The sequence below is a fragment of the Planctobacterium marinum genome, from assembly GCF_020687805.1.
Lineage (GTDB): Bacteria > Pseudomonadota > Gammaproteobacteria > Enterobacterales > Alteromonadaceae > Planctobacterium > Planctobacterium marinum.
Map to the genome: position 1 here is coordinate 87,333 of NZ_JAJEWQ010000009.1, position 24,749 is coordinate 112,081.

At 45.4% G+C, this 24,749-nt stretch carries 23 protein-coding genes; 9 read left to right on the forward strand and 14 right to left on the reverse strand.

Annotation, left to right across the window (positions count from 1 at the left end; genetic code table 11):
* Positions 1 to 20: 20 nt before the first annotated feature.
* Both LJ740_RS21550 and LJ740_RS21555 read right to left on the reverse strand, forming a co-directional pair.
* Positions 21 to 569 (reverse strand): GbsR/MarR family transcriptional regulator, encoded by a 549-nt coding sequence (locus tag LJ740_RS21550; RefSeq protein ID WP_229531205.1) that lies wholly within the window; start codon positions 567 to 569, stop codon positions 21 to 23.
* Positions 570 to 690: 121 nt separating this feature from the next.
* Positions 691 to 1,386, reverse strand: a complete 696-nt coding sequence (locus LJ740_RS21555) for a substrate-binding periplasmic protein (RefSeq protein WP_229531206.1) — start codon at positions 1,384 to 1,386, stop codon at positions 691 to 693.
* A gap of 195 nt (positions 1,387 to 1,581) precedes the next feature.
* Between LJ740_RS21555 and LJ740_RS21560 the strand changes: the two genes are divergently transcribed.
* The 8 genes from LJ740_RS21560 to LJ740_RS21595 all read left to right on the forward strand — a co-directional run bounded on the left by LJ740_RS21560 (position 1,582) and on the right by LJ740_RS21595 (position 10,668).
* Positions 1,582 to 2,778: an Nramp family divalent metal transporter gene (locus tag LJ740_RS21560; RefSeq protein WP_229531207.1), complete on the forward strand. Its 1,197-nt coding sequence runs from the start codon at positions 1,582 to 1,584 to the stop codon at positions 2,776 to 2,778.
* A gap of 48 nt (positions 2,779 to 2,826) precedes the next feature.
* Positions 2,827 to 3,717, forward strand: a complete 891-nt coding sequence (locus LJ740_RS21565; protein ID WP_229531208.1) for an acyltransferase — start codon at positions 2,827 to 2,829, stop codon at positions 3,715 to 3,717.
* Between the two features lie 5 nt (positions 3,718 to 3,722).
* Positions 3,723 to 4,607 carry an acyltransferase gene (locus tag LJ740_RS21570; protein WP_229531209.1) on the forward strand — a complete coding sequence of 295 codons (885 nt, stop codon included), beginning with the start codon at positions 3,723 to 3,725 and terminating at the stop codon, positions 4,605 to 4,607.
* Positions 4,608 to 4,612: 5 nt separating this feature from the next.
* The gene (locus LJ740_RS21575) at positions 4,613 to 5,848 is read left to right on the forward strand and encodes a mechanosensitive ion channel family protein (protein WP_229531254.1); all 1,236 of its coding nucleotides are present in this window, start codon (positions 4,613 to 4,615) and stop codon (positions 5,846 to 5,848) included.
* Between the two features lie 103 nt (positions 5,849 to 5,951).
* Positions 5,952 to 6,617, forward strand: a complete 666-nt coding sequence (locus LJ740_RS21580; protein WP_229531210.1) for a response regulator — start codon at positions 5,952 to 5,954, stop codon at positions 6,615 to 6,617.
* Between the two features lie 110 nt (positions 6,618 to 6,727).
* Positions 6,728 to 7,084: a hypothetical protein gene (locus LJ740_RS21585; RefSeq protein ID WP_229531211.1), complete on the forward strand. Its 357-nt coding sequence runs from the start codon at positions 6,728 to 6,730 to the stop codon at positions 7,082 to 7,084.
* A gap of 14 nt (positions 7,085 to 7,098) precedes the next feature.
* Complete coding sequence (locus LJ740_RS21590; RefSeq protein WP_229531212.1) at positions 7,099 to 7,569, forward strand: very short patch repair endonuclease; 471 nt, start codon at positions 7,099 to 7,101, stop codon at positions 7,567 to 7,569.
* 93 nt (positions 7,570 to 7,662) lie between these two features.
* The gene (locus tag LJ740_RS21595) at positions 7,663 to 10,668 is read left to right on the forward strand and encodes an ATP-binding protein (protein WP_229531213.1); all 3,006 of its coding nucleotides are present in this window, start codon (positions 7,663 to 7,665) and stop codon (positions 10,666 to 10,668) included.
* Here LJ740_RS21595 and LJ740_RS21600 read toward each other — a convergent pair.
* From LJ740_RS21600 to LJ740_RS21625, 6 genes are all read right to left on the reverse strand, one after another.
* Positions 10,665 to 13,811: a ligand-binding sensor domain-containing protein gene (locus LJ740_RS21600; RefSeq protein WP_229531214.1), complete on the reverse strand. Its 3,147-nt coding sequence runs from the start codon at positions 13,809 to 13,811 to the stop codon at positions 10,665 to 10,667. The genes LJ740_RS21595 and LJ740_RS21600 overlap by 4 nt on opposite strands.
* Before the next feature lie 93 nt (positions 13,812 to 13,904).
* On the reverse strand, positions 13,905 to 15,575 hold the full coding sequence (locus LJ740_RS21605; protein WP_229531215.1) for a S8 family peptidase: 1,671 nt from the start codon (positions 15,573 to 15,575) through the stop codon (positions 13,905 to 13,907).
* A 251-nt stretch (positions 15,576 to 15,826) separates the two neighbouring features.
* The gene (locus LJ740_RS21610; protein WP_229531216.1) at positions 15,827 to 17,653 is read right to left on the reverse strand and encodes a S8 family serine peptidase; all 1,827 of its coding nucleotides are present in this window, start codon (positions 17,651 to 17,653) and stop codon (positions 15,827 to 15,829) included.
* Between the two features lie 340 nt (positions 17,654 to 17,993).
* Positions 17,994 to 18,728: a queuosine precursor transporter gene (locus LJ740_RS21615; protein WP_229531217.1), complete on the reverse strand. Its 735-nt coding sequence runs from the start codon at positions 18,726 to 18,728 to the stop codon at positions 17,994 to 17,996.
* A 247-nt stretch (positions 18,729 to 18,975) separates the two neighbouring features.
* A complete protein-coding gene (locus LJ740_RS21620) occupies positions 18,976 to 20,622 on the reverse strand; it encodes an AMP-binding protein (RefSeq protein WP_229531218.1) in 1,647 nt (548 codons plus the stop codon).
* Between the two features lie 153 nt (positions 20,623 to 20,775).
* Entirely contained in the window at positions 20,776 to 21,843 is a 1,068-nt protein-coding gene (locus tag LJ740_RS21625; RefSeq protein ID WP_229531219.1) for a hypothetical protein, read from the reverse strand.
* A gap of 408 nt (positions 21,844 to 22,251) precedes the next feature.
* Here LJ740_RS21625 and LJ740_RS21630 point away from each other — a divergent pair, with 408 nt between their 5' ends.
* The gene (locus LJ740_RS21630) at positions 22,252 to 22,476 is read left to right on the forward strand and encodes a hypothetical protein (protein WP_229531220.1); all 225 of its coding nucleotides are present in this window, start codon (positions 22,252 to 22,254) and stop codon (positions 22,474 to 22,476) included.
* Between the two features lie 76 nt (positions 22,477 to 22,552).
* On the opposite strand, the gene rpsQ is transcribed toward LJ740_RS21630, so the two are convergent.
* Genes rpsQ through rpsS form a run of 6 tightly spaced genes read right to left on the reverse strand, consistent with a single transcriptional unit; the run spans position 22,553 to position 24,737 of the window.
* Entirely contained in the window at positions 22,553 to 22,801 is a 249-nt protein-coding gene (gene rpsQ / locus LJ740_RS21635) for a 30S ribosomal protein S17 (RefSeq protein ID WP_229531221.1), read from the reverse strand.
* Positions 22,801 to 22,992, reverse strand: a complete 192-nt coding sequence (rpmC, locus tag LJ740_RS21640) for a 50S ribosomal protein L29 (RefSeq protein WP_229531222.1) — start codon at positions 22,990 to 22,992, stop codon at positions 22,801 to 22,803. The genes rpsQ and rpmC overlap by 1 nt, the downstream gene beginning before the upstream one ends.
* Positions 22,992 to 23,402: a 50S ribosomal protein L16 gene (gene rplP, locus LJ740_RS21645; protein ID WP_229531223.1), complete on the reverse strand. Its 411-nt coding sequence runs from the start codon at positions 23,400 to 23,402 to the stop codon at positions 22,992 to 22,994. Before rplP ends, rpmC begins: the two co-directional genes overlap by 1 nt.
* A gap of 2 nt (positions 23,403 to 23,404) precedes the next feature.
* On the reverse strand, positions 23,405 to 24,109 hold the full coding sequence (gene rpsC / locus LJ740_RS21650; RefSeq protein ID WP_229531224.1) for a 30S ribosomal protein S3: 705 nt from the start codon (positions 24,107 to 24,109) through the stop codon (positions 23,405 to 23,407).
* Between the two features lie 3 nt (positions 24,110 to 24,112).
* A complete protein-coding gene (gene rplV / locus LJ740_RS21655; protein ID WP_229531225.1) occupies positions 24,113 to 24,451 on the reverse strand; it encodes a 50S ribosomal protein L22 in 339 nt (112 codons plus the stop codon).
* A 10-nt stretch (positions 24,452 to 24,461) separates the two neighbouring features.
* A complete protein-coding gene (rpsS, locus tag LJ740_RS21660; RefSeq protein ID WP_229531226.1) occupies positions 24,462 to 24,737 on the reverse strand; it encodes a 30S ribosomal protein S19 in 276 nt (91 codons plus the stop codon).
* Positions 24,738 to 24,749: the final 12 nt, after the last annotated feature.

The following is a 24,749-nucleotide window of genomic DNA, read 5'->3' on the forward strand; positions in this document are numbered from 1 at the left end:
AAATAATGATTTACAGCGACCTAACTGGACTTTTTAAGTACCTTTTCTTTGAAATCCAGTACTTTGCCAACACCTGATCCCAGCTTCATCAATGTATTCAATTTGTCTGGATTCATGCTTTGCAGTTCGTGAGACCAGGTGGTAACGGTTTCCAACAGGTCATGAATTTCGTGCAATTTTTCCTGAGCATAGGCGTCTTTATCATTTCCGGATTTTTGCAGCAAAGCACCGCGCAACATGGATAGCGTCGGATCCACCTCCCGCTTGCGGCGTTCTTCAAACACCTTCATGGCCATATCCCAGATACTGCCCAGCGCAAGGTAATACTCTTTGCGATCTCCGGGTATGTGTTTGGTACAGATCAGCTGCCAGGATTGCAGCTCTTTGATCCCCATCGAAACATTACCTCTGGAAATATTAAGCTCTTCGGCCAATTGATTTGCCGTCAGAGGGTCTTTACTAACGACCAACAAGGCATACATTTGCCCCACTGTACGATTAAAGCCCCAACGGCTGCCCATTTCGCCGAAATGCAAAACAAAGGATTCTACGATTGGTGTCATATTCACAATTTTCTAAAGTTTCAATATTTTCTGAAAGTTTAAAATATTATTAATTTAAAGCAAGCTTTATTTGTTCAGGTGCAACTGAATAATGAGGAATGTATTAGCGAGGCATTAACAATAGTGACTATTGTAGTGCTTCAATGATCCGATTTATTTGTGATACTCGTTGCTGATCAAAGCGTTTTCGACTGAGCATAAAGTGAATTGGGTCTTGGTACACAATGTGCTCAGTGGCTTTTATATTGAGTAGCTGATTTTCTTTCGCAATATGCAGACCCGCAAACTGATCTTCTACGACAAAATCAATTCTGGCGGAATTCAGCATTAAAAGCCTTTGCGCAGTTGAAGACAAATAAATAATTTGTTGTGCGTATTCTCGTTGCAGTATGCCGAAAGCATCTCCCGCGAAGCTACCAGAATTCACCGCGAAACTAGCACCTCGCTGAAACAGATCCTGTATTGTTTTTCCGGTTATTTGACTTTGGGTATGACTAAACAATATGACTGTTTCCTGGCGATAAGGCGAACTAAACCACGCCTTTTTGCCACGAGCTTCATTAAAACTAGCCGCCATCAGAACATCCAGGTCACCTTCGTGCAACTCCTCTATGCCCCGGTCTACAGATGGCATGTCAATAAAGGTTAAACAGTAGTTGGCTTTGTCAAATACAGTTCTTGCAAGTTGCACATCTTCGCCCTGTACTTCCATGTGCTGAATGTAGGCATAGGGAGGCCACTCAAGATCACCACCAACTTTTAGCATTGCTTCACAAGCTATCAGACCGGGAGCAAATAGAAAAACCAATAACAAAGATTTCATAGTTCTCTGCCAAGTAAATAAGCACATTACCAGGAGGAACCTTCAACATACTGACCTGCAGATTCAAGCCTGTGATATAAGCATAGTGGATCATATTCTTTGCAACAAACGAGCGTCACAATATTTAGGACTTTCTAAATTAAGCAATCCCTTTTACTCTGATGTGGAAATCCCAGAAAAAGAGACGTCAGAAACATGAATAAAACAGGTCCAGGATTTTTGATCGCCGCCGCGTTCGTCGGTCCGGGTACGGTCACAACAGCGACATTGGCTGGTGCTCACTACGGTTATGCCCTGCTATGGGCGGTACTGTTTTCGATTGTTGCAACAATGGTGTTGCAGGAAATGGCAGCCCGACTGGGCGTTGCCACCGGAGCCGGTTTGGCCGAAGCGCTAAACAAACGATTTAGTCAACCGCTGTTTAAGTGGTCAATAATTTCCCTGATAGTCTGCGCCATTGGTATTGGCAATGCCGCCTACGAGGCAGGCAACCTGACCGGTGCCGCCATGGGACTAACCAATCTGTTAGGGGGTGAAATTCAGTATTGGAGCCTGTTGCTCGGTATTGCTGCTGCCGCGATTTTATATCAGGGCAAATTTCAAACCTTGTTGACGATACTAACCTTACTGGTTTTACTGATGAGTCTGGTGTTTTTGCTCACCTTTTTTGCATCTGATATTCAGTTTAATCAATTGTTATCTGGTCTGTTCGTTCCCTCATTACCCTCTGCAGCGACAATTACCACGATTGCCCTGATTGGTACCACTGTGGTGCCTTACAACCTGTTTTTACACGCCAGTCTGGCAGCAAAGTTTCAGACAGAAAAAAGTCACGAACAGCGACTTTCACTATTGCGCAAAGACGGCCTCTTTGCCATTGGTCTGGGGGGATTAGTCACTATCGCAATATTGTCGACAGCCGCCGCCACCTGGTTTAGCCAGGGTATTGCGCCAGATATGACCAATATCGCCGAGCAATTAAGGCCACTGCTTGGCGACTTTGCTCCGGCATTTTTTGCATTAGGCCTGTTTGCCGCCGGGTTAACCAGTGCGGTTACAGCTCCGCTGGCCACCAGTTACGCACTATGTGGCGCACTGGGTTGGTCCGTTGATTTGCAGTCGCCCCGATTCAGAATGATCTGGTTAAGCGTTATCACCATAGGTACTCTGCTGTGCTTTTTATCTCTGAAACCGCTAACAGCCATTATGTTGGCTCAGGCCAGTAATGGTTTGTTACTCCCATTTATTGCACTTTGTCTGTTGTGGTTTTGCAATGACGCCAAAGTCCTCGGACAATGGCGCAACTCGGGGTGGCAGAATTTACTGGGCATTTGTATTGTGTTGCTGGTAACAGGCCTGGGCTTATACAAAGTTATTTCGCTGTTTAGCTAAAGCGTAAAATTCAGTATTATGTCGCCTCGTTTGGTTGAGTGGTAAACAATGCGTCAGTTAGTTGGTTCTTTTTCGGTACTTATTTATTTTGTAAACACCGTCTTTTGGTTTATTCCTATTTTCGGATTGTCGTTTCTGAAGCTTCTCCCGGTTAAGCCCTGGCAAACCTTAATTTCCTATATTCTGGATGGTTGCGCCTCCAATTGGATCAGCGTCAATAATCTCAATCAAACCTTACTGAGTAATATCCGCTGGGATGTGCAAGGCATCGACAAATTGAACCCTAAAGAGTGGTATCTGGTGATCGCCAATCATCGTTCATGGGTGGATATCTTGGTGCTACAGCGGGTATTCAATCGCAAAATTCCCTTCCTCAAGTTTTTCCTAAAAAAAGAACTGATATGGGTGCCTTTTTTGGGTCTGGCCTGGTGGGCACTGGACTTCCCCTTTATGCGACGCTACAGCCGCAAATTCCTGGAAAAACACCCGGAAATGAAAGGCAAAGACCTGGAAGCCACTAAAGAAGCCTGTCGCAAATTCAAATTTAAACCGGTCAGTGTTATGAATTTTGTGGAAGGCACACGCATAACCCCGAAAAAACACCAGAAACAACAATCAGAATTTACTCACCTGCTGAAGCCCAAAGCAGGTGGCATGGCATTCGTGCTGGAAGCGATGCAGAAAAACCTGAATGTGTTGCTGGATGTCACTATCTACTACCCCGGTGGAACGCCAAATTATTGGGATTTCGTATGTGGCAAGGTGAAGCATATTCAGGTGCGGGTAGAAACCCTTTCTATCCCGGCATTGAGACAGCAAGGAGTCATTGCCAGTAATTACTTTGATGACGCCAGTCAAAGAGCGGCTTTTCAGTCATGGTTAAATCAACGTTGGCAGCATAAAGACCAACAACTACAAGCACTAAAAAACGGATATTGATGCCCATGGGACTGATTATTTTTCCTCTCCATTTTACCCTGCAAGCCGTAAATCTGGCGATTTGGGCAACGCTGGCGGTTACTTTTGGGTTGCTCAAATTTATTACGCCCAAAATATTGCGAAGGCCGGTAGACGCTGTGCTAAAAGTGATAGTGGCTCGTTTTGGTACCTGTAGCGTTGCCATGATTAAGTTTTTCAACAATATTGATGTGGAATATAAAATCAATGGGGAACTGGACCCTGAGGGCTGGTATCTGGTTATCGCGAACCATATCAGTTACCTGGATATTATATTATTGATTGCTTTTACCCATAAACGCATTCCTACACCGAAGTTCTTTTTGAAACAGGAATTAATATGGCTACCTTTTGTGGGTGTCGCTGCCTGGGCACTGGAAATGCCCTTTATGAAGCGCTATAGCCAGGCCTACATTAATAAGCACCCACATCTGAAAGGCAAAGACATAGAAACCACTAAAAAGCACTGCGAAAAGTACCGCAACGCGCCCACCACCATTATCAATTTTGTGGAAGGTACCCGCTTTACGCCAGCCAAAAAAGCGGCCAAAGGCAATCAATTGCAACATCTGTTACCGCCCAAGGCCGGAGGTATTGCGTTTACTTTTGCAGCCATGGGAGAACTGTTTCAAAACATTCTGGATGTCACTCTGATTTACCCTGGCAACAAGGGAGTAGTTATGCGGGACATGTTAAGCGGTAACCTGAAGCAAATCGTTTTTGTGGTGGATGTATTGCCGGTTAGCCAGGAGCTGATTGGTGATTATTTTAATGATGAAACGTTTCGCATTGGGTTCCAACAAGATCTGAATCAGCGCTGGCAACAAAAAGATGCCAAAATAACCGCCATTCTTGAGGAATTAAAAGCGTGAAAGACATGCACCTTGGGGAAACCCTGGCAAAGTGGCTAAACGAACACCAGATTTCAGTGGCGCAGTCTGACTGGCTTTTCATTTCAAGCATGTTGGCTTTGATGGTGGTTACAGCCTGGTTAAGCCTGCGGATAACCCGACTATTTTTACAACAGCGCTTAACCGGCCTGATCTTCAGTAACAAACCCCACTGGAATGAGACCCTGCACCAGTGCCGGTTTTTCAGGCGCATTGCCCATATCATTCCCGCAACGTTTTTGCATCTGGGAGCCCCCTATGCGCTGGAAGCTGAACACATTGCGTTGCTGATTACCCTTAAACTGAGCCTCATTTATTTAATTGTAGCCGCCGCCAGAGCCATCTTCGCCATTTTTAACAGTGTTCAGGCGATATACGCCAACTCACGATATGCCAGCCGGGTGCCTATTGATGGCTTTATCCAGGTTGCTAAACTGTTGTTCCTGGTCATTGCGATATTATTAATCGTATCGCAATTGCTCAACAAATCCCCCACGCTGTTATTGTCAGGCGTCGGTGCTCTTACGGCGATTATCATCCTGGTGTTCCGGGATACTATTCTGGGTTTTGTTTCTGGCATAAACATCGTCGCCAATCGCACTGTTACCAATGGCGACTGGATAGAGATGCCAAAATACAATGCAGACGGCACAGTAATGGCGGTCGGCCTAACCACGGTTAAAGTGCGAAACTGGGATAAGACCATCTCCACGATCCCAACCTATGCACTGATGAATGAGTCCATCAAAAACTGGCGAGGAATGCAGGAGTCCGGTGGCCGACGAATTAAACGCGCCATCCATATTGATATCCAGTCCATCGATTTTTGCAGCGATGAACAATTGTCCCGGTTAAGTGAGATTACACTGTTGTCTGATTACCTCAAAGCCTTTAAGGCCGAATTGCAAAAATCTGATCAGAAAATTGCGCCAGATAAAGCGTTGCACGTGAACAAATTTACCAACATTGGTGTGTATCAAAAATACGTTGAAAACTACCTGAAACAACACCCACAGGTAAATCAGGACATGACCCTGATTGTTCGCCAGTTACCCCCGGCGCCAACCGGACTCCCCATTGAAATTTACTGCTTTAGTCAGGACAAAGACTGGGTAAACTATGAAGGTATTCAATCCGATATCTTTGACCATTGTATTGCCATACTGCCTGAGTTTAAGCTCAAGCCTTTTCAGTTGCAGTCTGCCGTCGTAAATTCCGAATAGCTTGCTTCTTCATTTTGTTTGCACAATTCATCATTATGTTAGCCTCCTACATCACACAACAAATGACATAATCGCCAAAGTGATTAACAGGTGAATAACAAATATGCAGCAAATACTCGTAGTTGAAGACAACCCTGATATTGCATTACAGGTACAACGCTTTCTTGAAGCCAATGGTTTTAAAACTCATCACATTGTAAAAGGGGATCACGTCGTCGATTATGTACGTGATCATAAACCTGATCTGGTCATTATGGATTTGGTTATACCGGGTAAAGATGGTTTGCAATGCTGTAGCGAGATTCGGGAATTTTCTAATATTCCGGTTATTATGCTGACCGGAAAATCCGAGGAAGTCGACAGACTTATTGGACTGGAAGCCGGTGCCGATGACTACATGTGCAAACCTTTCAGCGCCCCTGAACTGGTAATGCGGGTTCAGGCGATTCTGCGTCGCACCTCAGACCACGTGTATTATTCTATCTTTAGTCTGGATGACGACAAACTCAAGATTTCTTACAAAGGTAGTGAAATCCCGCTGACGTCTCTGGAATTTAGCCTGTATCGTTTGCTGTTTAAAAACCCGGAACGCATTTATTCCCGACAACAAATTATTGATTTAGTGTACAGCAATACCGACGACATTACTGATCGCACAATTGACAGCCACATCAAGAATATTCGCAAAAAGCTCAAGGACTCAGGTGTTAAAGAAAACATCATAGAGTCAGTCTACGGTGCCGGATACCGATTCCGACTGCCGGCATAAAACAGATGATTTCGACAGATTGAGCCACTTCCGTTGTGGCTCTGTTCATTTTTAATTTAAGCATAGCCTGCTAGTCTGTAGTTTGATCTCATTACAAAAGTCAGACTATTGTGAAAAGCGTTAATACAATCCTCATCGCACTTAGTTTAAGTGGTTCACTGGCGGCACAAAGCCATTACGTCGAAGTTTCCGGCCGTGGACTGGTAAAATCCTTTTATTCACAGGCATCACAAAGCGCGGAAGCGGCATTTCACACCTGGTTAGTATTAAAGGGCACCAGTGAGCGGGCCAGTTGCCCTGAATTGCGTTTTGCGCCACAAGATCTGCAAGGTATTGAAATCGCCAAACTCGCTATCCGGCAAAACAGGCCTGTGGAAGTTAATTTTCATATCTCCAGAGAAGATTCAGAACAACGGGCAGAAGATCCTGGCCACTGCGAAATTACCCGCATCGAACTCAGACCCTGAACCGATGTAAAATCATGACCGATGTGCACTCCCGGGAACAACGACGCAAAAACATGTCAGCGATTAAAAATCGTGACACCAAACCCGAATTGCAAATAGCCAAATTATTGCAGGACCTGCAATTCGATAGCCAGGCACAACCTCACCTCCACGACACCAGACCGGACTTTTACCTGCCGCAACAACAGCTTGCCTTATTTGTGCACGGCTGTTTCTGGCATGGGCATCAATGTCATCTGTTTAAAGTCCCCGCCACCAGAACCGAATTTTGGCTACACAAGATTAAAGCCAATCAACAACGCGACCAGAAAGTGCAGGAAACGCTAAAACTACACAGTATTCGTCGCCTGATTATCTGGGAGTGTAGCCTCAAGGGGAAACATCGCCTGGCGCCAGCTGAATTATCAATGCGCCTGGAAGAGTTTGTATTGTCTGGTAACGAGAATGCTGAAATTTCTCATCAGGGATTTGAGATTAGAGCATAACCAATTGCAAATGGTCTGATGTTTGACTAATCGTTTCTTTTGTAAGCCGCGCTTGGTAAAGTGCCAAGGTAACAAAAAAAGAATAAAAAGATTTTGATTACTTCTCCCTTAACACCGCTGTTCACTAAGCGAATATTTGTCTGTGCATTGTTCGCGGCCCTGTTCTTTGTGCATTTCCTCTTGTTGCTCACCAATGTTGCCCACCAGCTTAACTGGCATTATGCAGTGTTGTTACAGGGCGCACATGTACTTTACAGCCTGATTATTCTTATTTTTATCAGCGTTATTCCAAAAGAAGAACTCGACCTAAAAGAAAAGCTGTTCTGGTTTTGTTTTAGTTTCGCCATGTTTCTCTGGCTTCTGACTAAGATCAGCTTATTAATTTTGATGTCTGCCAGGCTGTCAGACTGGATTTATCTGCTGGCAGACTATGGTTATTTTGCCTTTTTTCTGGTGGCCTGTTTTGCTCAGGTTTTTTTTAGTAATCAGGACCATCCCGGAGTCAACAAACACCCCCAGCACGGTACTTTAACGCAAATTGTGTCACTGTGTTTGATGGGAGGCTTGTTTGTTTACCTGGTGGTGATCCCCTCTCAAAGTGCCCACACTGAATTTAACCAACATTATTCATCCTTTTTGTTTTATATACTGATGGATTTGTATTTATTCACCCTATATGCCATCAGTGCTAAGTCGGCCTCGGAAGCGCTATGGCGACAACGGTTTACCTGGATTTCACTCAGTTTTGGATTACTTTTGCTCCTGGATCTCACTGAACTGAGCATTAAAGCCGGTATTCTACCGATGCAGATTGAGGGGACTTTCTCACTCTTATGGTATCTGCCCTATGTCGCACTGGCTTTTGCATTTCAGCCAAATACGCATATTTATACCCTGGTAAAATCGCCAAAAACCCTGCCAACCTGGCTGCCCGATCATACTCTTGTGGGCTTGGTGTTACTGCCCATAGTGCACGCCGCAGGTTACGGAAGCGGCGTTTTCGCAGAAGACCTAAAACCATTACGGGAATATATTTTGGTATGTTGGGTGGTCATATTTGCCGCCTTTATCTATCTGAGGCAGTGGTTTACTCAAAATCAAAAGCAGGACATCACACCGGAGTTATTCAATAAATCTACGGGAATAGAAAAGCCAAATATTACCCAAAATCTACCGTTTCCCAGTTTTGTATTAGACAAGCTGGGTAAAATTGAGTTTTGCAATCGTGCAGCGGCCGAGAAGTTCAATTACTCAGAGTCAGCACTCATTGGTACCTTTTTTAGCGGTTTATTGGCCAAAGATGAGCCACTGGAAACCATGTTACGCTTTTCTGAGTCAGCGTTTACAGAATCAAAACTGGTAACGCAGGGTATGAGAGAAGCTTTCTTCAGAGATCAACAAGGCAAACAACTGACCTGTTATGTCGCCTTTGCCGAACTGGAAGAGGGTGGCTATGTAGCTTCACTGGTTGATGTAAGCCGATTGCATGAAGCAGAACAGCAAGCCCTGAGTATCAAGGACAAGTTTTTGGCCAACATTACACACGAATTCCGCACGCCATTGACCATTATCCAGGGCGCTTTGGATGAAGGTATTGAACACTGCACAGACGACACCCTGACCACCCGCCTGAATGCCGCCAGGACGAATGCCATCAGAATTCTCAAAATGGTGGAGCAATTACTCAATCTGTCAAAAATAACCAGTGCGCCGAAACTAGACAAAGTAGCACAGCCTGCGTCCCAGATAATCAATGACACTTGTCAGCAATTTGCGCAACTGTGCCAAAATAAAAACATCAGCTTCTCCTATAAGGTGACACCAGGCGCGTGGATTAACGTGCATGACGATGCCTTACAACAAATTCTATACAACCTGCTTAGCAACGCTTATAAGTACTCTGTCCACGACAGTCAAATCGAAGTGAGTGCACAGGTTCAGAGCGATGTTTTATTTCTCACCATCAGCGATACCGGCTGTGGTATGACAGAAGAAGAACAAGCGCGGCTTTTTGAACGTTTCCAAAGGGCAGATTCCGCCAGGCGTTCCGACACATTTGGTGTGGGTATAGGCCTGTCACTGGTAAGCGAATTAGTCACATTACACGACTGGCACATTGCCGTTGACTCCACCCTAAATGAAGGCACCACCTTTACCATTAAGATACCTTGCAGCAGTCCGGAGCAATCCTCAGCAGAACAGGTAAAAGTTATTGACTTTAACGTCGAAGAGGCTGATGTCGAAAAAGTCACGGGCCGCAGAGCCCCAAAAGACGCGACACAAGCTCATGCTCCTGACAATAAATTGCTGATCATCGAAGACAACCCGGACATGCAGGAATATTTGCGTCATCTCATGGCTGATTTGTATCAAACGGACATTATTACCAATGGTAAACCTGGCATTGAGCAGGCTATCATCGACATTCCTGACGTGATCATCTGCGATCTGATGCTGCCGGATATCTCTGGATTTGAAGTAGTCAAACAGTTAAAAGCGCACCCGGTAACTCAGCATATTCCGATTTTAATGTTAACTGCCAAATCCGATACGCAAAGCAAATTACAAGGGTTGGAACATCAGGCAGATGACTACCTGACCAAACCCTTTCACCATAAAGAGTTGCAACTCAGAGTGGGGAACCTGTTACAAAACCGGGCGCGGCAGCAGCAACAGCTCAGAGAGCAACTGCAGCACGAAACATTAAACAGAGCAAAATCTCATGTTCTGCCATCCGAGGTTCCTGCTCAGGAAGTACTCCCCCACCAGCAGTTTTTGGACAAATTACAAGGTATTTCAGAGAAATATTATCAGGATGAATCTTTTGCACCATCACAGCTGGCCAGTGAACTGGCACTGTCAGAACGACAGTTACAACGGAAATTAAAAGCGGCACTGAATATGACACCCGGTGAATACTTAAGAGAATATCGGTTGCTGAAGTCTCGTGAGCTTTTAGCTCAGGGCATGCCAATAGGCAGGGTGGCCGAAGAAGTGGGATTTGCTAATCAGAATTACTTTACCCGTTGTTTTAAACAGCAATGTGGGCAAACCCCATCCGAATATCAAAAGTCGGTTAACCCGGAGCGGGAAGCCTAAGAGCTGCTAACGATCTCGACCAAATCATCCACTTGAGAAATGCGTTGGCAATGCATCAATTCCGATAACATCAGTTCGTTAATTTCGCGTTTAGGCGACATTACCCCCACCCAGGAAATGCCATCATTCTGCTTTGCGCTAAACAATGCTTTGTCTGCCAACATAGAAACCTGGTCCCAGGATAATGCTTTGGGAGCTGATTCATCAAATGGGTAGTGAGCAAACCCCATTGAGCATTTGCAACTAACTACATTCCCCAACCAATGAAATTCTGAGCGGTGAACATGTTGTTTAATCTGATTGACTAATTTAATCGACTCTGCTCTTTTGGTTACAGAACCAACAATCATAAACTCGTCACCTCCCCATCGTATCAACTTGAATTCAGGAGAAATGGCCTGCCTGAATACGTTGGCTAAATGGGTAATTAAGGCATCACCTGCCGCATGACCTAAGGCATCATTTAAAGGTTTCAGGTTATCCAAGTCTATTAATAGCACTAACATTTGATGATTTTTCTGGTGCTCGTAATCAGGCAATGTTTTCTTGAGATACATATCCAGAAAGTGTCGATTCTTACACCCGGTTAATGCATCTTCAACATGGGCCTTTTCCAACTCCTTATTCAGTTTGGTAAGTTTTTGATTCTGTTCCGCCAATTCCAGCGTTCGCTGAGCAACCTGACACTCCAACTCTTTGCGTTGTTTTTCTTCCAGCGCCAGTTTTTTCATGTGGCTTCTAACAAATAACAGCAATAGTATTGCCGTACAAAGTACATAAGCACTATAGGCCAAAGGTGTTCGCCAGGGAGCAGGATGAACCTTTACCGGCAGATTAATTTCAGCGTTGCCCGTAATACCAGCAATATTGGTGGCTCTGACGCTGAACACATAGTCACCGGAAGGCAAATTGGTATAGGTTGCTCTGCGCAAATTACCGGCCTTAATCCAATCTTTGTCTAATGGACTCAACTTGTACTCATACTGATTTTTTTCTGGCGCCGCAAAATCCAGAGCTACATAGTCGAAAGCCACCAGATAATCTTTATAGTTTAACTCCAAGGGTTTCCCCTCAGGCAACGCTAACCTGTTTCCAACAGCTGTAACTCCTAACAACTCGACTTTTGGCGCTGGTGAATGGATCTTTAGATCCTGCTCCAGAAACTGATTGAAGCCGTTTGTACCACCAAAATAAATTTTGCCATTTGCATCGGTAAACACGGCTCCCAGATTGAAATCATAACCTTGCAATCCGTGGCTTTTATCAAAGTGTTCAAGGGCGAAAGATTCGGTATTTATCTGGCTGATTCCACGTGATGATGAGAACCAAATATTACCGAATCGATCTTCCGCAAAGCCGTAAACCGTGTTGCTGTTTAAGCCATTTTCCTGAGTGATATGGCGCATCGCTAACTTTCCTTGTGTACGATCCGCAAAAGACCAGACACTGATACCATGTCCGTGAGTTGCTATCCAAAAGTTGCCTCTGGAGTCTTCAAATATCTGCCAGGTTAGTTCGCCGCTCAAGCCTGATGGTTCAGCCTCATTATAAAGATAGGACGTAATAGCCCCATCGTTTGGGTCTACTTTATTCAGCCCATTTTCCGACGCAACCCAAATATAGCCTTCCTGATCTTCCAGAATCTGCATGATATTTTTACTGGAAAGACTATTTAGCTCGCTTTGTTCGCGCACAAAATTAGTAAAGCCATTGGCGCTATGTAAACTTAAACCGCCGTTGTAGGTGGCCACCCAGATGCGATCTTTACTGTCCTGCAGAATATCAGTAACACCGTTTGATGGCAGTGACTCAGGGTTGGTCTCATTGTGTAAAAATTGGTGCCACTTTGACGTATCAGCTCCTTTGTATAACAGTCCTTGTGCGCGGGTCCCCACCCAAAGCCCATCATCTCTATCGATTAAAATCGACATAATCCGATTATCCGCTAAGCCTTGTTCTTTGGTAATGGCTGTCCACAATCCGGTATCCGGCGATTGAATAGCTATTCCACCACCGTAAGTGGCTACATATAAGCGCCCGTCTGAATCCTTCGCAAAATCTGTAACTACAGCATGATTAAGTACTGTGTTCGTTCTGGGAATCGTATGATTGAATGCACTATTGGCAGGATTCCATTTATTTAATCCACTGTAAGTGCTGATCCATATAATATTGGCTTGATCCTGAAAAACATTAAATACGCGACTATTACTCAAGCTTTCTGGATTACTGGTATCTGACAAAATACGTTCAAATTTATCGTCAGCATATAAAGAAATGCCGTTATCCGTACCAACCCACAACCGTTTTTGACGATCTTCAAATAACGACAAAACAAAGTCATTGCTTAAACTATTGGGTTCTTCGGGGCTGTGACGGAAATGGCTGAATCGCTTTGTCTTTAGAGAATAACGGCTTAGCCCGGCCGTTAATGTACCAATCCAGATATCCCCCTCGGAATCCGTTAATAGACTCCGTATTCGATTGCCATTAATACTTTCTGAAGAGTCAGTGCTGTTGGCTCTGAAACTTAACCACTTTCCAGATTGCGGCTGTAGTACATCTATACCTCCACCATCGGTACCGATCCAGATACGACCTAAAGAGTCTTCTGTCAACGCGGTCACGGCAGGATGTGATACCCCGCGAATTTCACCGGTATAATTAATAACTTTGTTTTGATTGGAAATTTCAATGTGAGACAAGCCATTTTCCAGGCTCCCCACCCATAACCGTTTTTTTGAATCTAAATAAATTCGTTTAATTCTGGGACTGACAAGACTATCCGTTCCCACACTGGAAAAAGAGTTACTCTCAGGGTCGAAAACAATCACACCGCTTCCCAGGGTGGACAACCAAATATATTGCTCGCCATCGAACAACATATCACTGATCACTGAGGTGACCTGCTGCTCCCCCAAGACAATAGGGAAGTGTTTAAACTCAAAACCATCAAACCGGTTGAGCCCACCTTCGGTGGCAAACCACATAAAGCCCCGATTATCCTGGACACTTTTTCGGATAATTTCGTGAGACAAGCCGTTATCCACATCAAATCGGGTGAAGCGCAGTTCCGTAGCGTCAGCAGGTAAAATTGTGCCCATTACCCAGATAAGAGTAATGATAAGAAGAGATTGCTTCATTCGTTATTGTTCTGCAAAGCTGATATCAGTTCCTTTTTAGCAAATAAAAAGGCCCAGGTACAAACCCGGGCCTTAAATAATTTCAGAGAGTGACTAATCGTCACTCACCCAAACATTCACTGAAATATTAATTGCCGTGTTTGGCGTGGCAGCTGAATCAGAACCAAAAGCATCTGTACCTAGTGAACTGGTATCGTGCCACAGTGAGCCATCATGCCACAGTGAACCATCGTGCCAAAGCGAACCATCGTGCCAAAGCGAACCATCGTGCCACAGTGAACCATCGTGCCACAGTGAACCATCATGCCACAGTGAACCATCGTGCCAAAGCGAACCATCGTGCCACAGTGAACCATCGTGCCACAGTGAACCGTCATGCCAAAGTGAACCGTCTGATAACAAACGCGTCAGATAGGGTTGAACTGTTTGCTCTCCCATAGTGGCCACTGGGCCAACAAAATGCGCGCTTCCTGCTAGGTCCGCGGCAATGTCTAACCCTTTATTAGCACAGTTACTGGCATTGCTTAATACAGCGTCAGTCGCATTGGCAACCCCCGCACCTTGCTTAAAGATGTCATCAGGTTGCGTTGTCCCCTGGAGATTCAGAGGGGTGGCAGAATCCATCAAGCGACACTTTACTTCATCAGGGGTCAATGTGGGTTCGTATTCAAGCATCAATGCAACCACGCCGGATACCGTCGCGGCAGCTTGCGAAGTGCCTGACATGGCAAAGTATTTGGAGCCATCATGGTTTTCAGGATGCGCGGTCGCTAAATGAGCGTTTTTGTCCATTAAACCCACTATCCGTCCACCGTACCCCAAAATCTCAGGTTTGATAAAGCCTTCGATACTGGGTCCCATCGAAGAAAACTTAGCGACTCTGTCATCTTCGAGATCGGCAACTGTGTGGTTATCCGTACTGGCCCCCACCGTAATCACGTAAGGTACGTTTCCGGGTACACCGATAGTCATTGGTGCGCCACCATTGTTACCTGCAGAAGCAATCACTACGATCCCGGCTTGCCAGGCTTTCATTACAGCAACGTTCACCGGGTCATCCCAATAAAAACTTTGAGGAGGAGCGCTAAAAGACATGTTTAAAACTCTGATATTCAACCTGTCTTTGTATTTGATAGCCCACTCTATACCATCAATTACCGCGGCATAACTGCCCTCACCTTGTTCCCCGAAGGCTTTAATGCTGACTAACCTGGCTGCCGGAGCAATTCCGTAAAAACGATTGTAGATGTCACGCTCACTATTAGCAGCAATACTGGCCAGATGAGTACCGTGTCCATTTTGCTCTTCATCGTTATTTTGAATCTTACCGGTAATGGCGTTGTAGGTACCGTAAATGCGTTTGCGGCCATAGGCATCCTGGCGGATCCCTGTCATGGATTTAAATCCGGTATCAAGTACGGCAATTGTAACGCCATCTCCGTACCAGCCTGCGTCATGCATTGGCAACGCCCCCATTTGGTAGGGCACAACAGACTGAGATACCTGAGAAGCCACGCCCCAGCCGGTGGTCGTTAATTGCACTTTTGCATCAGACGATACTTTGTATCCCTGATTTGCCAGCTCATCCACCTGAGACTCTGACAATTCAGCAGCGACACCATCAATAATTTTGAGTGTTTTTGTGATCTGCCCTTTTACCTGTTCAACTGCAGCATAGGCGACTTTGGAGGTTTCAGCTCGTATTATATAGCTTTTACTTTCAATGGAGGGTTCAATAGATTGAGTCAGACTATCCATGCTCATTATTACAGTTATAACAACTGCGAGAGCGCTAACCAGAAAAGTAGTAATAACACTTATTTTCATATTTATGATTTCCTGGATTTCAACACTGCTTTAACCCGATAACTCTATCTTGTTACATACAGTTACTGGTACGACCTCAAGTCAGGGTTGGACACATTAGCGATTAACTGTTCAGTTTTCAACCAATTTCTTTAAACAGAAAAGCGGGCCTAAGCCCGCGTTGTATGGTTGGGAAAATTAATCAACCCTTAAAATGTTACAGTAACCGTTGTAGTACAGGTGCTGCTGGCTTCTTCACAGATTTGATAGCTGTAAGAGCCGCCACCTTTAACATTTAGGTTATCTGTGTAAGCACCGTCATTAGAAGTTGTATCAATCAGGCTACCATCGCGATAAACATCAACATTGTTGGAGGTAGCACCATTCCAGTTCAAGTCAACACGTTGGCGGCCCTGAACTTTATAACCAGAAGCAGACATTGTGAAGTCACCGCCTGTACCGCCACCATTATTGCCACCCGCACAACCGTTTGCAGTCAGATACGCATCAGCAGCTGCGGCTTTAACCAAACCATAACCAAAGTACACATCATTACCTGGAGTACCACCATCTTCAGCAGAAGCTTTAAGAGCAGAGCGGATTTCTTCACCGGTACAAGTTGGATGGTTAGACCATACCAATGCTGCAATACCGGTCGCCGTTGGTGTAGCCATAGAAGTACCGCTCATGAAACCATAATCACCATTTTCGATATCGATCGCGATATTAGATGCAGCAACAATTGCTGAGCGGTCTTCCAGCGCTGCACCTACAGCAGGGATAGAAGTAGTGTTAGTGTCACCCAGTGTTCCGTATAGCATGCCAGCTTCGTTATTTACGATGACCGCACCAATACCACCAGATTGCTCACAGTTATTTACTTTATCAAAGAAGGAAACATTACCACGATCAATCACACAGACTTTGCCAGCTGCACCATTGTCTACCGCTTCGGCGGTACCCATAAAGTAAGTCGCCCCCGCTGCACTACCAAAGTTTTCCATAGCAGAAGAAGCAAAGCCGCTACCATCTACTGTTAAAGAAGCAATAGGAGCTGTACCTGCAGGATACGCTGAAAGGGTATCAACACCACCGGCAGCAACTTCGACACAGATTTGATCATCCGTTGTCGCGCGTTTGCCTTTACCTGTAGTACAACCAGGAAACTGTGAGAAATCTGCGATGTTATCGTCTGCATCTGCAGCACCCACCATCATTACCGAGTTATAACCGGCTGGGTAAGAACGCACGCTGTTGCCATCATTACCTGCTGCCGCCAAAGATAAACCTCCGGCATCACGGAAAGCTTTAAATGCATTCTCTTCTGTGCTGTTGGCGCCACCGCCACCCAGGCTCATGTTAATCAGGTTGGCACCTGCTGCAGAACAAAGATTTGCTGCATGTGCTAAATCAGAAGAATACCCCCAGCCACTTTCGTTGAATACTTTGATGATGTGCATTTCAACACCTGGTGCCATACCAATAACACCATAGGTGTTATCTGCCGCGCCTATTGTACCTGCTACGTGTGTACCGTGAGGACCGCCATGATCGTACCAATTGCCAGTACCAGAGTCATTGTCACCAGTAATGCGGCTCCATTCAAAATCAGGGTTATCTGAAGACAGACCAGAGTCAATGACACACACCTTCATACCCGCATTACGATCGAAAGCCACCATATCTGCTTGAGCTTGATAATAGCCGTAAGGTGTAATCTGTGTCGTATTCGGGTTGCCCGCATCGTCACTCCAGATGCTCATAGGCTTACGGATCTGGTCTTCTTCAATTAATTTAATGTGTGGGTTGTTTAGCAAACCTTTTACTGATTCCAGATCTTGTCCGGAGAAAGTCGCAGCGAAAAAGCCGTTAGAATCAACGTTGATTTCACCACCTAACTTTTTGGCAAGGGCTTTAACAACCCCTTTTTTACTGTCGTCTACCTGAATGATATATCTGTCGTTAGCTGCCTGAGCTGCAAAAGAGGAAGCCATAGTTACGGCTAATAAAGAGGCTGATATTTTATTTAACTTCATGATTATTCTCGTCACTTGTTATGTCACTTCATGGACTTGGATTTGTTTTAAGTGTCCTTGCATGGCTGCCATTTAGTATTGTTTTTATGAGCAGCCATGAGCGGTCATCCCTGAGGTGACATCATCTTAGAATGGTAAAGTGCATTGAAGTTAGGAGGATAGCGACAAACTTTAGAACAATGCCGACAACATGATAAAGCATTGATTTAACATAATTTAATCAATTAATGAACAGTGGTCATCTATTAATTTGGTAAAATTAAACACTCACCAGTTGAAGAACGACCCATAAGTGAATCTTAAAAAACACCCCACTTTTCGAAAATTAGCATTTGTGAAATTAGCGGCGAATAGAAAATGGCGTGAAGCGGGTTTCTTTATCGTACACATCTACGCCCTCAGCCTGCTTTAATTTACCAACGATTATGTAGGTAACCGGCGTCAGCATCACCTCCCATAACACCTTCAGAATATAATTACTCACCATCACAGTGACAAGCAATTCTGTTGACCAGATGCCACCGAATGCCAATGGGTAAAACAGTAAGGTATCCACGCCCTGCCCCACCACTGTAGAGCCAATAGTGCGTTGATAAAGTGCCTTACCCTGGCTCCAAACTTTCATTTTGGCCATCACAAAAGCGTTGGCCATTTCGCCACACCAGATAGCTAACATGGATGCGAAAATGATGCGTGGTACCTGGCCAAAGTTCAGGGCAAAGGCGGTTTGGGTATCAATACCGCCGAGATTCTGATTCCAGTTATCAGCCGGTGGCATTGCAGTAATAAATGCCGCCATAGCAGCGGCAAACGCGGCCGCCGCAAACCCAGCCCAAATGACACGCCGGGCCCGTGAATAACCATAAACTTCGGTGAGTACATCACCCAACACATAGGACAGCGGAAAGAACAGCACGCCGGCCCCAAACGTAAACCCTGCGATTGTGGCCACTTTGGCAGCACCAATAATGTTGGAACAAACGATAATCACACAAGTCGCTGCCATGAAAAAATCATAATAGCGAAATTGTTGCGCTGATAACTCACTGGCGGCGGTTAACTTTCTGATGGCCATGACACTGTCTCAATGAATTTGTAAGGGATATGTTCGGGGTTAAACTGCCAGTAAAACAATACACCGGAAGCGGTGTTTTGACTATCCGCAGAATCAATAACTGCGAATACAGGAGCAGTATTGCAGGGTCAACACTGACGAAGTCTATTGTGGTGAATGCTGACGACGGTGAAAGTTGGCGGTACCGGACTTTCCCGGGGTACCGCCAGTCATGTTTCAGTCAGGAGCCGCAAGACGGTTCACAGGGTTAATACCAACTCACTTTGCCTTTTTCGACATTCTGAGCCACAGGTAAAAAGGTTTTTTCAACGATATGGCGTTTCACCTTCAGGGTTGGCGTTAACTCACCAGAGTCTGTCGTCCACGCCTGTTTGGCTACTATAATGGCAGATACCTTTGCATGCGCTTCCAGTTTGCTATTCACAGTGCTAAGGGTAGACAACAAACTGCTTTCCAATTCACTCTTTTCAATTGCCGCGGCATGCTCACTGAGATTAACCACTAAAACCGGTTGCACAAGCTGGGTTCCCATCAGACACATTTGCTCAATATACTCATTGTCACCAAATTCAGACTCGATAGGGATCGGGGCCACATACTTGCCTTTTTCAGTTTTAAAGATGTCTTTTTTCCGTCCTACAATCGACAGATAGCCGTCTTTTAACTCACCCAGGTCACCAGTGTGAATGTAACCGTCTTCGTTAATGGTTTCCTTGGTTTTCTCTTCTTCTTTGTAGTAACCCAGCATATCGGATTCGGTTTTCAGTAGAATCTCATTATCTTCGGCGATAATCACCTGGGTTCCGGGTAGTGGTTTAGAAACTGTGCCTATTCGCACCTCCATATCCGGTCCCAACACGCTGCCACAAGCAAAGGATTCGGTCATGCCCCAACCTTCGCCGATATTGATATCTAATTTGCTGTACCAGTGCAGAATTTTTTCTGACAGAGGTGCCGAGCCACTGATGAAAATACGGGTTTGATCCAGGCCCATTTGCTTCTTGATTTTGTTTTTGACAATACCGCCCAGCAAAGGAATTTTTAGCAAGGTTTGCAACTTTTTATTAGGCATTTTAGTGAGGATCTTTTTCTGGAATTGAGTCCAGAGACGCGGTACCGAACCAAAAATTGTGGGTTTGGCATAGCCAAGGTCGGCTGCAAAGGTATCCAGGCTATCCACGAAGTACACCTTTAATCCATAGTTCAGCAAGGTGGATTCCACGTAAGCCCGTTCAGTACAATGAGAGAGCGGTAAATAGGACATAATGCGATCGTCGGGTGTAACCGCTAAACGCTCTCCGACATTTTTACCGGCGTTTACAAAGCTCTGATAGGTGTGCATGGCCCCTTTGGGATTACCGGTGCTGCCTGACGTATACAGAATCGTCATTAGATCGTCTGCGGCAACCGGTGAAACACTATCAGCGGGCTCATTGTCCTGCATAATCGTGTCCCACTGATTTTCTGCCGGCATAGTGGGATAAGGAAAAGCCACTTTAGGCATAGTATCCGGAATGCCACTCACCTGAGATTGCCAGTCGTCCAGTTTACCCACCAACATCATTTTGCTTTCTGAATGCTCCAGCACATAACTGATGGTTTCGGCATTGGCTGTGGGATAAATTGGAATACTGACCAGTCCGCCATACATCAGCGCAATATCTGCGATAATCCAATGGGCACAGTTTTTCGATAAAATGGCAACCTTGTCGCCCGACTTCAGCCCTTGAGCGCGAAAAAAACTAAGTAGTTTTCGGGCTTCAGTATCAATTTCTTTCCAGGTAAACGTGAGCATTTGCCCACCTCTGGGTTGAAACAAAACCTCGCGATGACTGTCCTGAACCATCCAGTAGGTAAGCTTTTCAGCAGGTAGGGAAAGGTTAACCGTATTCATTTACGCTAAAACTCCTGGTAAATTTTGCACTGTGCAAGGGCTCATATTAGTCAGAAGTAGCCAAAAAATGAAAGCATTAACACACGATGATCATCAGAAAATTTCTGATTAGTGTTCTAAGACATTGCCTTACAGCACTCTCAGTTTCCGGTTTCAGGTACCTTTCAGGGGTCTTGATGCGTTTTGTCGTTGTAATTGTGGGCCAGCACCGGTATTGACGTTGCGGGTAGCGTTTTGACGCTGCAGATCCGGTGGAGCGCCGATTACTGTCGCTTTGGGCGGCATCATGAGGCCGGGTTTGTCATGTTGCCTTGAGCGCTGATGCATCATCAGGTTTACGATTTCTGATTTGTGTCGTCCTTCACTTTTATCCATGGCTTCTTTAGTCAGATAAGATGATGTACCTTTTGCCGTGTTATGTATCGCTTTGGCGGCCATTCTGACTCCTTCAGATGCGCCACTCATCAGTTCGGCATTTAATTGGCCCACACCGCTGAATGCACCTGATAGCATGGTGGAAGCGATCATGTTGTTGCGCTTTTCTTTATTGAGGTCGGATTTAGCGGCCGCAATATGGCTAGCGAACATGGCATCTCCGGAGGCATTGTCGTTAACATTCTTTCCATATGCTTTACTGGCCCGATCATAGGCAGTCGCAGCGACTATACCTGCGCCGATGCCAACGCCGGTAGCTGCAGCTTTGGTAATGCCACCCGCCAATGGATTAACCAAGGTAACGCCGGTTCCGACGGCACTCACTACACCTGCTCCGGTCTTAGTATACTTTGCGGTTTTACCCACTTTTTCGGCACGCGCCCCCTCGGGGTTGTTGGCCTTCATGTCATGTTTAAAAGGTTTGAGTGCCATGGCTTCTTTGGTGAGACTGTCTCTGTCGGCACCCTTTAAGGTGGAAAAGGGACTTATTTTAGTTTTGGCATTTAACGCTGCCGTCATCACGGCACCTTTCGACATCCGGTCATAGATATAAGCGCGCTCTTCATGCATTCGCGCTTCGCTGCGGGTATGAATAGTCGTTCGCCCCTGACCTATATGAGCGTTCAGGCGTTTCATAGTATCCGCTGTTAAGCCATTCGGGCCGCCAGGCGGCCGTGGTGCATTCATGGTGGGTGCATTAGGCCCCGCTCCCGATGAATTGGGTGGTCTCGGAGCATTCATTTTCGGAGCATTGGCTCCTGATTTAGGGCGAGGACTATTACTCATGAGAGTTCTCTGTTGAATGGCTTATTCTGTTAGCTCTTTTAAGATTAGCTAATAATTCTGGAAAAAATCAATGTGAACCCCTTGTTAAACCATAAAACTTCACAATATTGCATCACTAATTTACCGTCTCAGATTTTTATGGATATTTAACCTCCACAATAGTGCTCTTGCTACTAACACAGCCCCGGTTGTCGTCCCGTGTTTTGTTGCCAAACCCAAACCTGTACTTTGGTACAGCTGTATTCACCCACCAAACAATTTACTGTGGATACCATGCCAAAACCCTTAAATACGGGCTGGTAGTTTTACCGGGCTCCGGTAAACCCTCTCCATGTCCTGGCATTTTTATGGTAAGGATTGTTGGCGAGGATTTTTTCAGAAATACAAATTTAGGATTCCAGAGCGAAGATGAAACTTTACTTATTACACACAACACTAATCTGCATCCTGGTACTGCTAATAGCCTATGCAATTAAACGGATATGCGGTGTTGGACTGTTTCAGGACTTTCCGGAAAATCTGGCGGGTGTTCGGTGGGTTTTGGCGAAGCTCAACGTATGGATTGCCCTGTTCTTTGGCATTCTTATCAGTGAGTATTTGCTGATACCGTTGATTGTGCCATTTACCCTGTAATTGTTTACCGGGAAGCCGACATAACAAAAAACCCGCCAAAAGGCGGGTTTTTCAATTCGCTGTAAACCTTAAAAGATTAAGCTTTACTTACAATGTCAACCAGCATCCAGTTTTTAGACTTGGATAATGGACGGCACTCGCGAAGAGTGACTACGTCGCCCATTTGACATGCATTGCTTTCGTCATGTGCGTGCAACTTAGTAGTACGCTTGATGAATTTCCCATAGATAGGGTGCTTCACGCGACGCTCTACTGCAACAGTGATAGTTTTATCCATCTTGTTGCTAACCACACGACCTTGTACTGTACGAGTTTTCTCAGTCATTAGGCACCTGCCTTCTCAGTCAAAATGGTTTTAACACGCGCAATGTTACGACGAACTGTTTTCAATTGGTGCGTTTGCGCCAACTGACCAGTGCTGTTTTGCATGCGCAGATTGAATTGCTCCTGAAGAAGTTCGATCAGGTGCGCATTCAATTCTTCTACGCTCTTTTCTCTTAATTCAGATGCATTCATTACATTACCGTCCGAGTTACAAAAGTGGTCTTAAACGGCAATTTCGCTGCTGCAAGTTCGAAAGCTTCACGCGCCAATTGTTCTGGCACACCTTCCATCTCATACAACACACGACCTGGCTGAATCTGGCACACCCAGTATTCAACGTTACCCTTACCTTTACCTTGACGAACCTCAAGAGGCTTCTCAGTAATTGGCTTGTCAGGGAACACACGGATCCAGATTTTACCTTGACGTTTAATATGACGAGTCATTGCACGACGAGCTGCTTCGATTTGACGAGCAGTCATACGGCCACGACCAACCGATTTTAAACCGAAAGTACCGAAACTTACTTTATTACCAGATGCCAGACCACGGTTGCGGCCTTTGTGCATCTTGCGGAATTTCATACGTTTTGGTTGTAACATGATTACGCTCCTCTCTTAGCAGGACGCGCCTTCTTCTTAGGCTGTTGTTGCTCTGGCTGCTCTGCCTTAGTTGGCAAACCACCCAAAACTTCACCTTTGAAGATCCATACTTTGATACCGATGATACCGTAAGTAGTCAACGCTTCTGAAGTTGCATAATCGATGTCAGCACGGAAAGTGTGTAGTGGTACACGACCTTCACGATACCATTCAGAACGAGCAATCTCTGCACCGCCTAAACGACCGCTTACTTCAACCTTGATACCTTTGGCACCTAAACGCATAGCGTTTTGAACGGCACGCTTCATGGCGCGACGGAACATAACACGACGCTCTAACTGGCTAGCGATGCTATCAGCTACCAATTGACCGTCTAGTTCAGGCTTACGTACTTCAGCGATGTTAATCTGAGCAGGAACGCCTGCCAGGTTAGACACGTGCTTGCGAAGTACTTCTACATCTTCACCTTTCTTACCGATAACAACGCCTGGACGAGCAGTGTGAATAGTCACACGGATGCTTTTCGCAGGACGGTCGATTTCGATTTTTGACAAAGATGCATTTTTCAATTTCTTAGTCAGATACTGACGAACCTGATGATCAGAATACAGGTTATCAGCATAATCTTTTGTACCGGCGTACCAGGTAGAAACCCATGGTTTGCTGATACCCAGGCGTATGCCCGTAGGATGTACCTTCTGTCCCATTGTTTACTCCTGATTGTCCGCTACTACAACAGTGATGTGACTGCTGCGTTTGAAGATGCGATCCGCACGACCTTTCGCGCGAGTCTTGATGCGCTTCATAGTAGGACCTTCGTCAACGAAGATCTTAGCTACAACTAGCTCATCGATATCAGCACCTTCATTGTGCTCAGCATTCGCGATCGCAGAGTTAAGAACTTTCTTAACCAGATCGGCTGCTTTTTTAGGGCTGTACGTCAAAACTTCAAGAGCTTTTTCTACGTGCAAGCCGCGAACTTGATCTGCTACCAAACGCGCTTTTTGAGGCGAAATACGAGCAAAACTGTGTTTAGCTAAAGCTTCCATTGTCTACTCCTTATCGTTTCGCTTTCTTATCGGCCACGTGGCCTTTATAAGTACGTGTTGGCGCAAATTCGCCCAATTTATGGCCTACCATTTCGTCCGATACGAATACCGGAACGTGTTGGCGACCGTTATGGACTGCAATGGTCAACCCAATCATATCTGGGATGATCATAGAGCGACGAGACCAGGTTTTAATTGGTTTCTTTTCGCCTTTTTCCACTGCAGCCTCAACCTTCTTCAACAAGTGTAGGTCAATAAATGGACCCTTCTTGAGAGAACGTGGCATGGTGAATCCTCG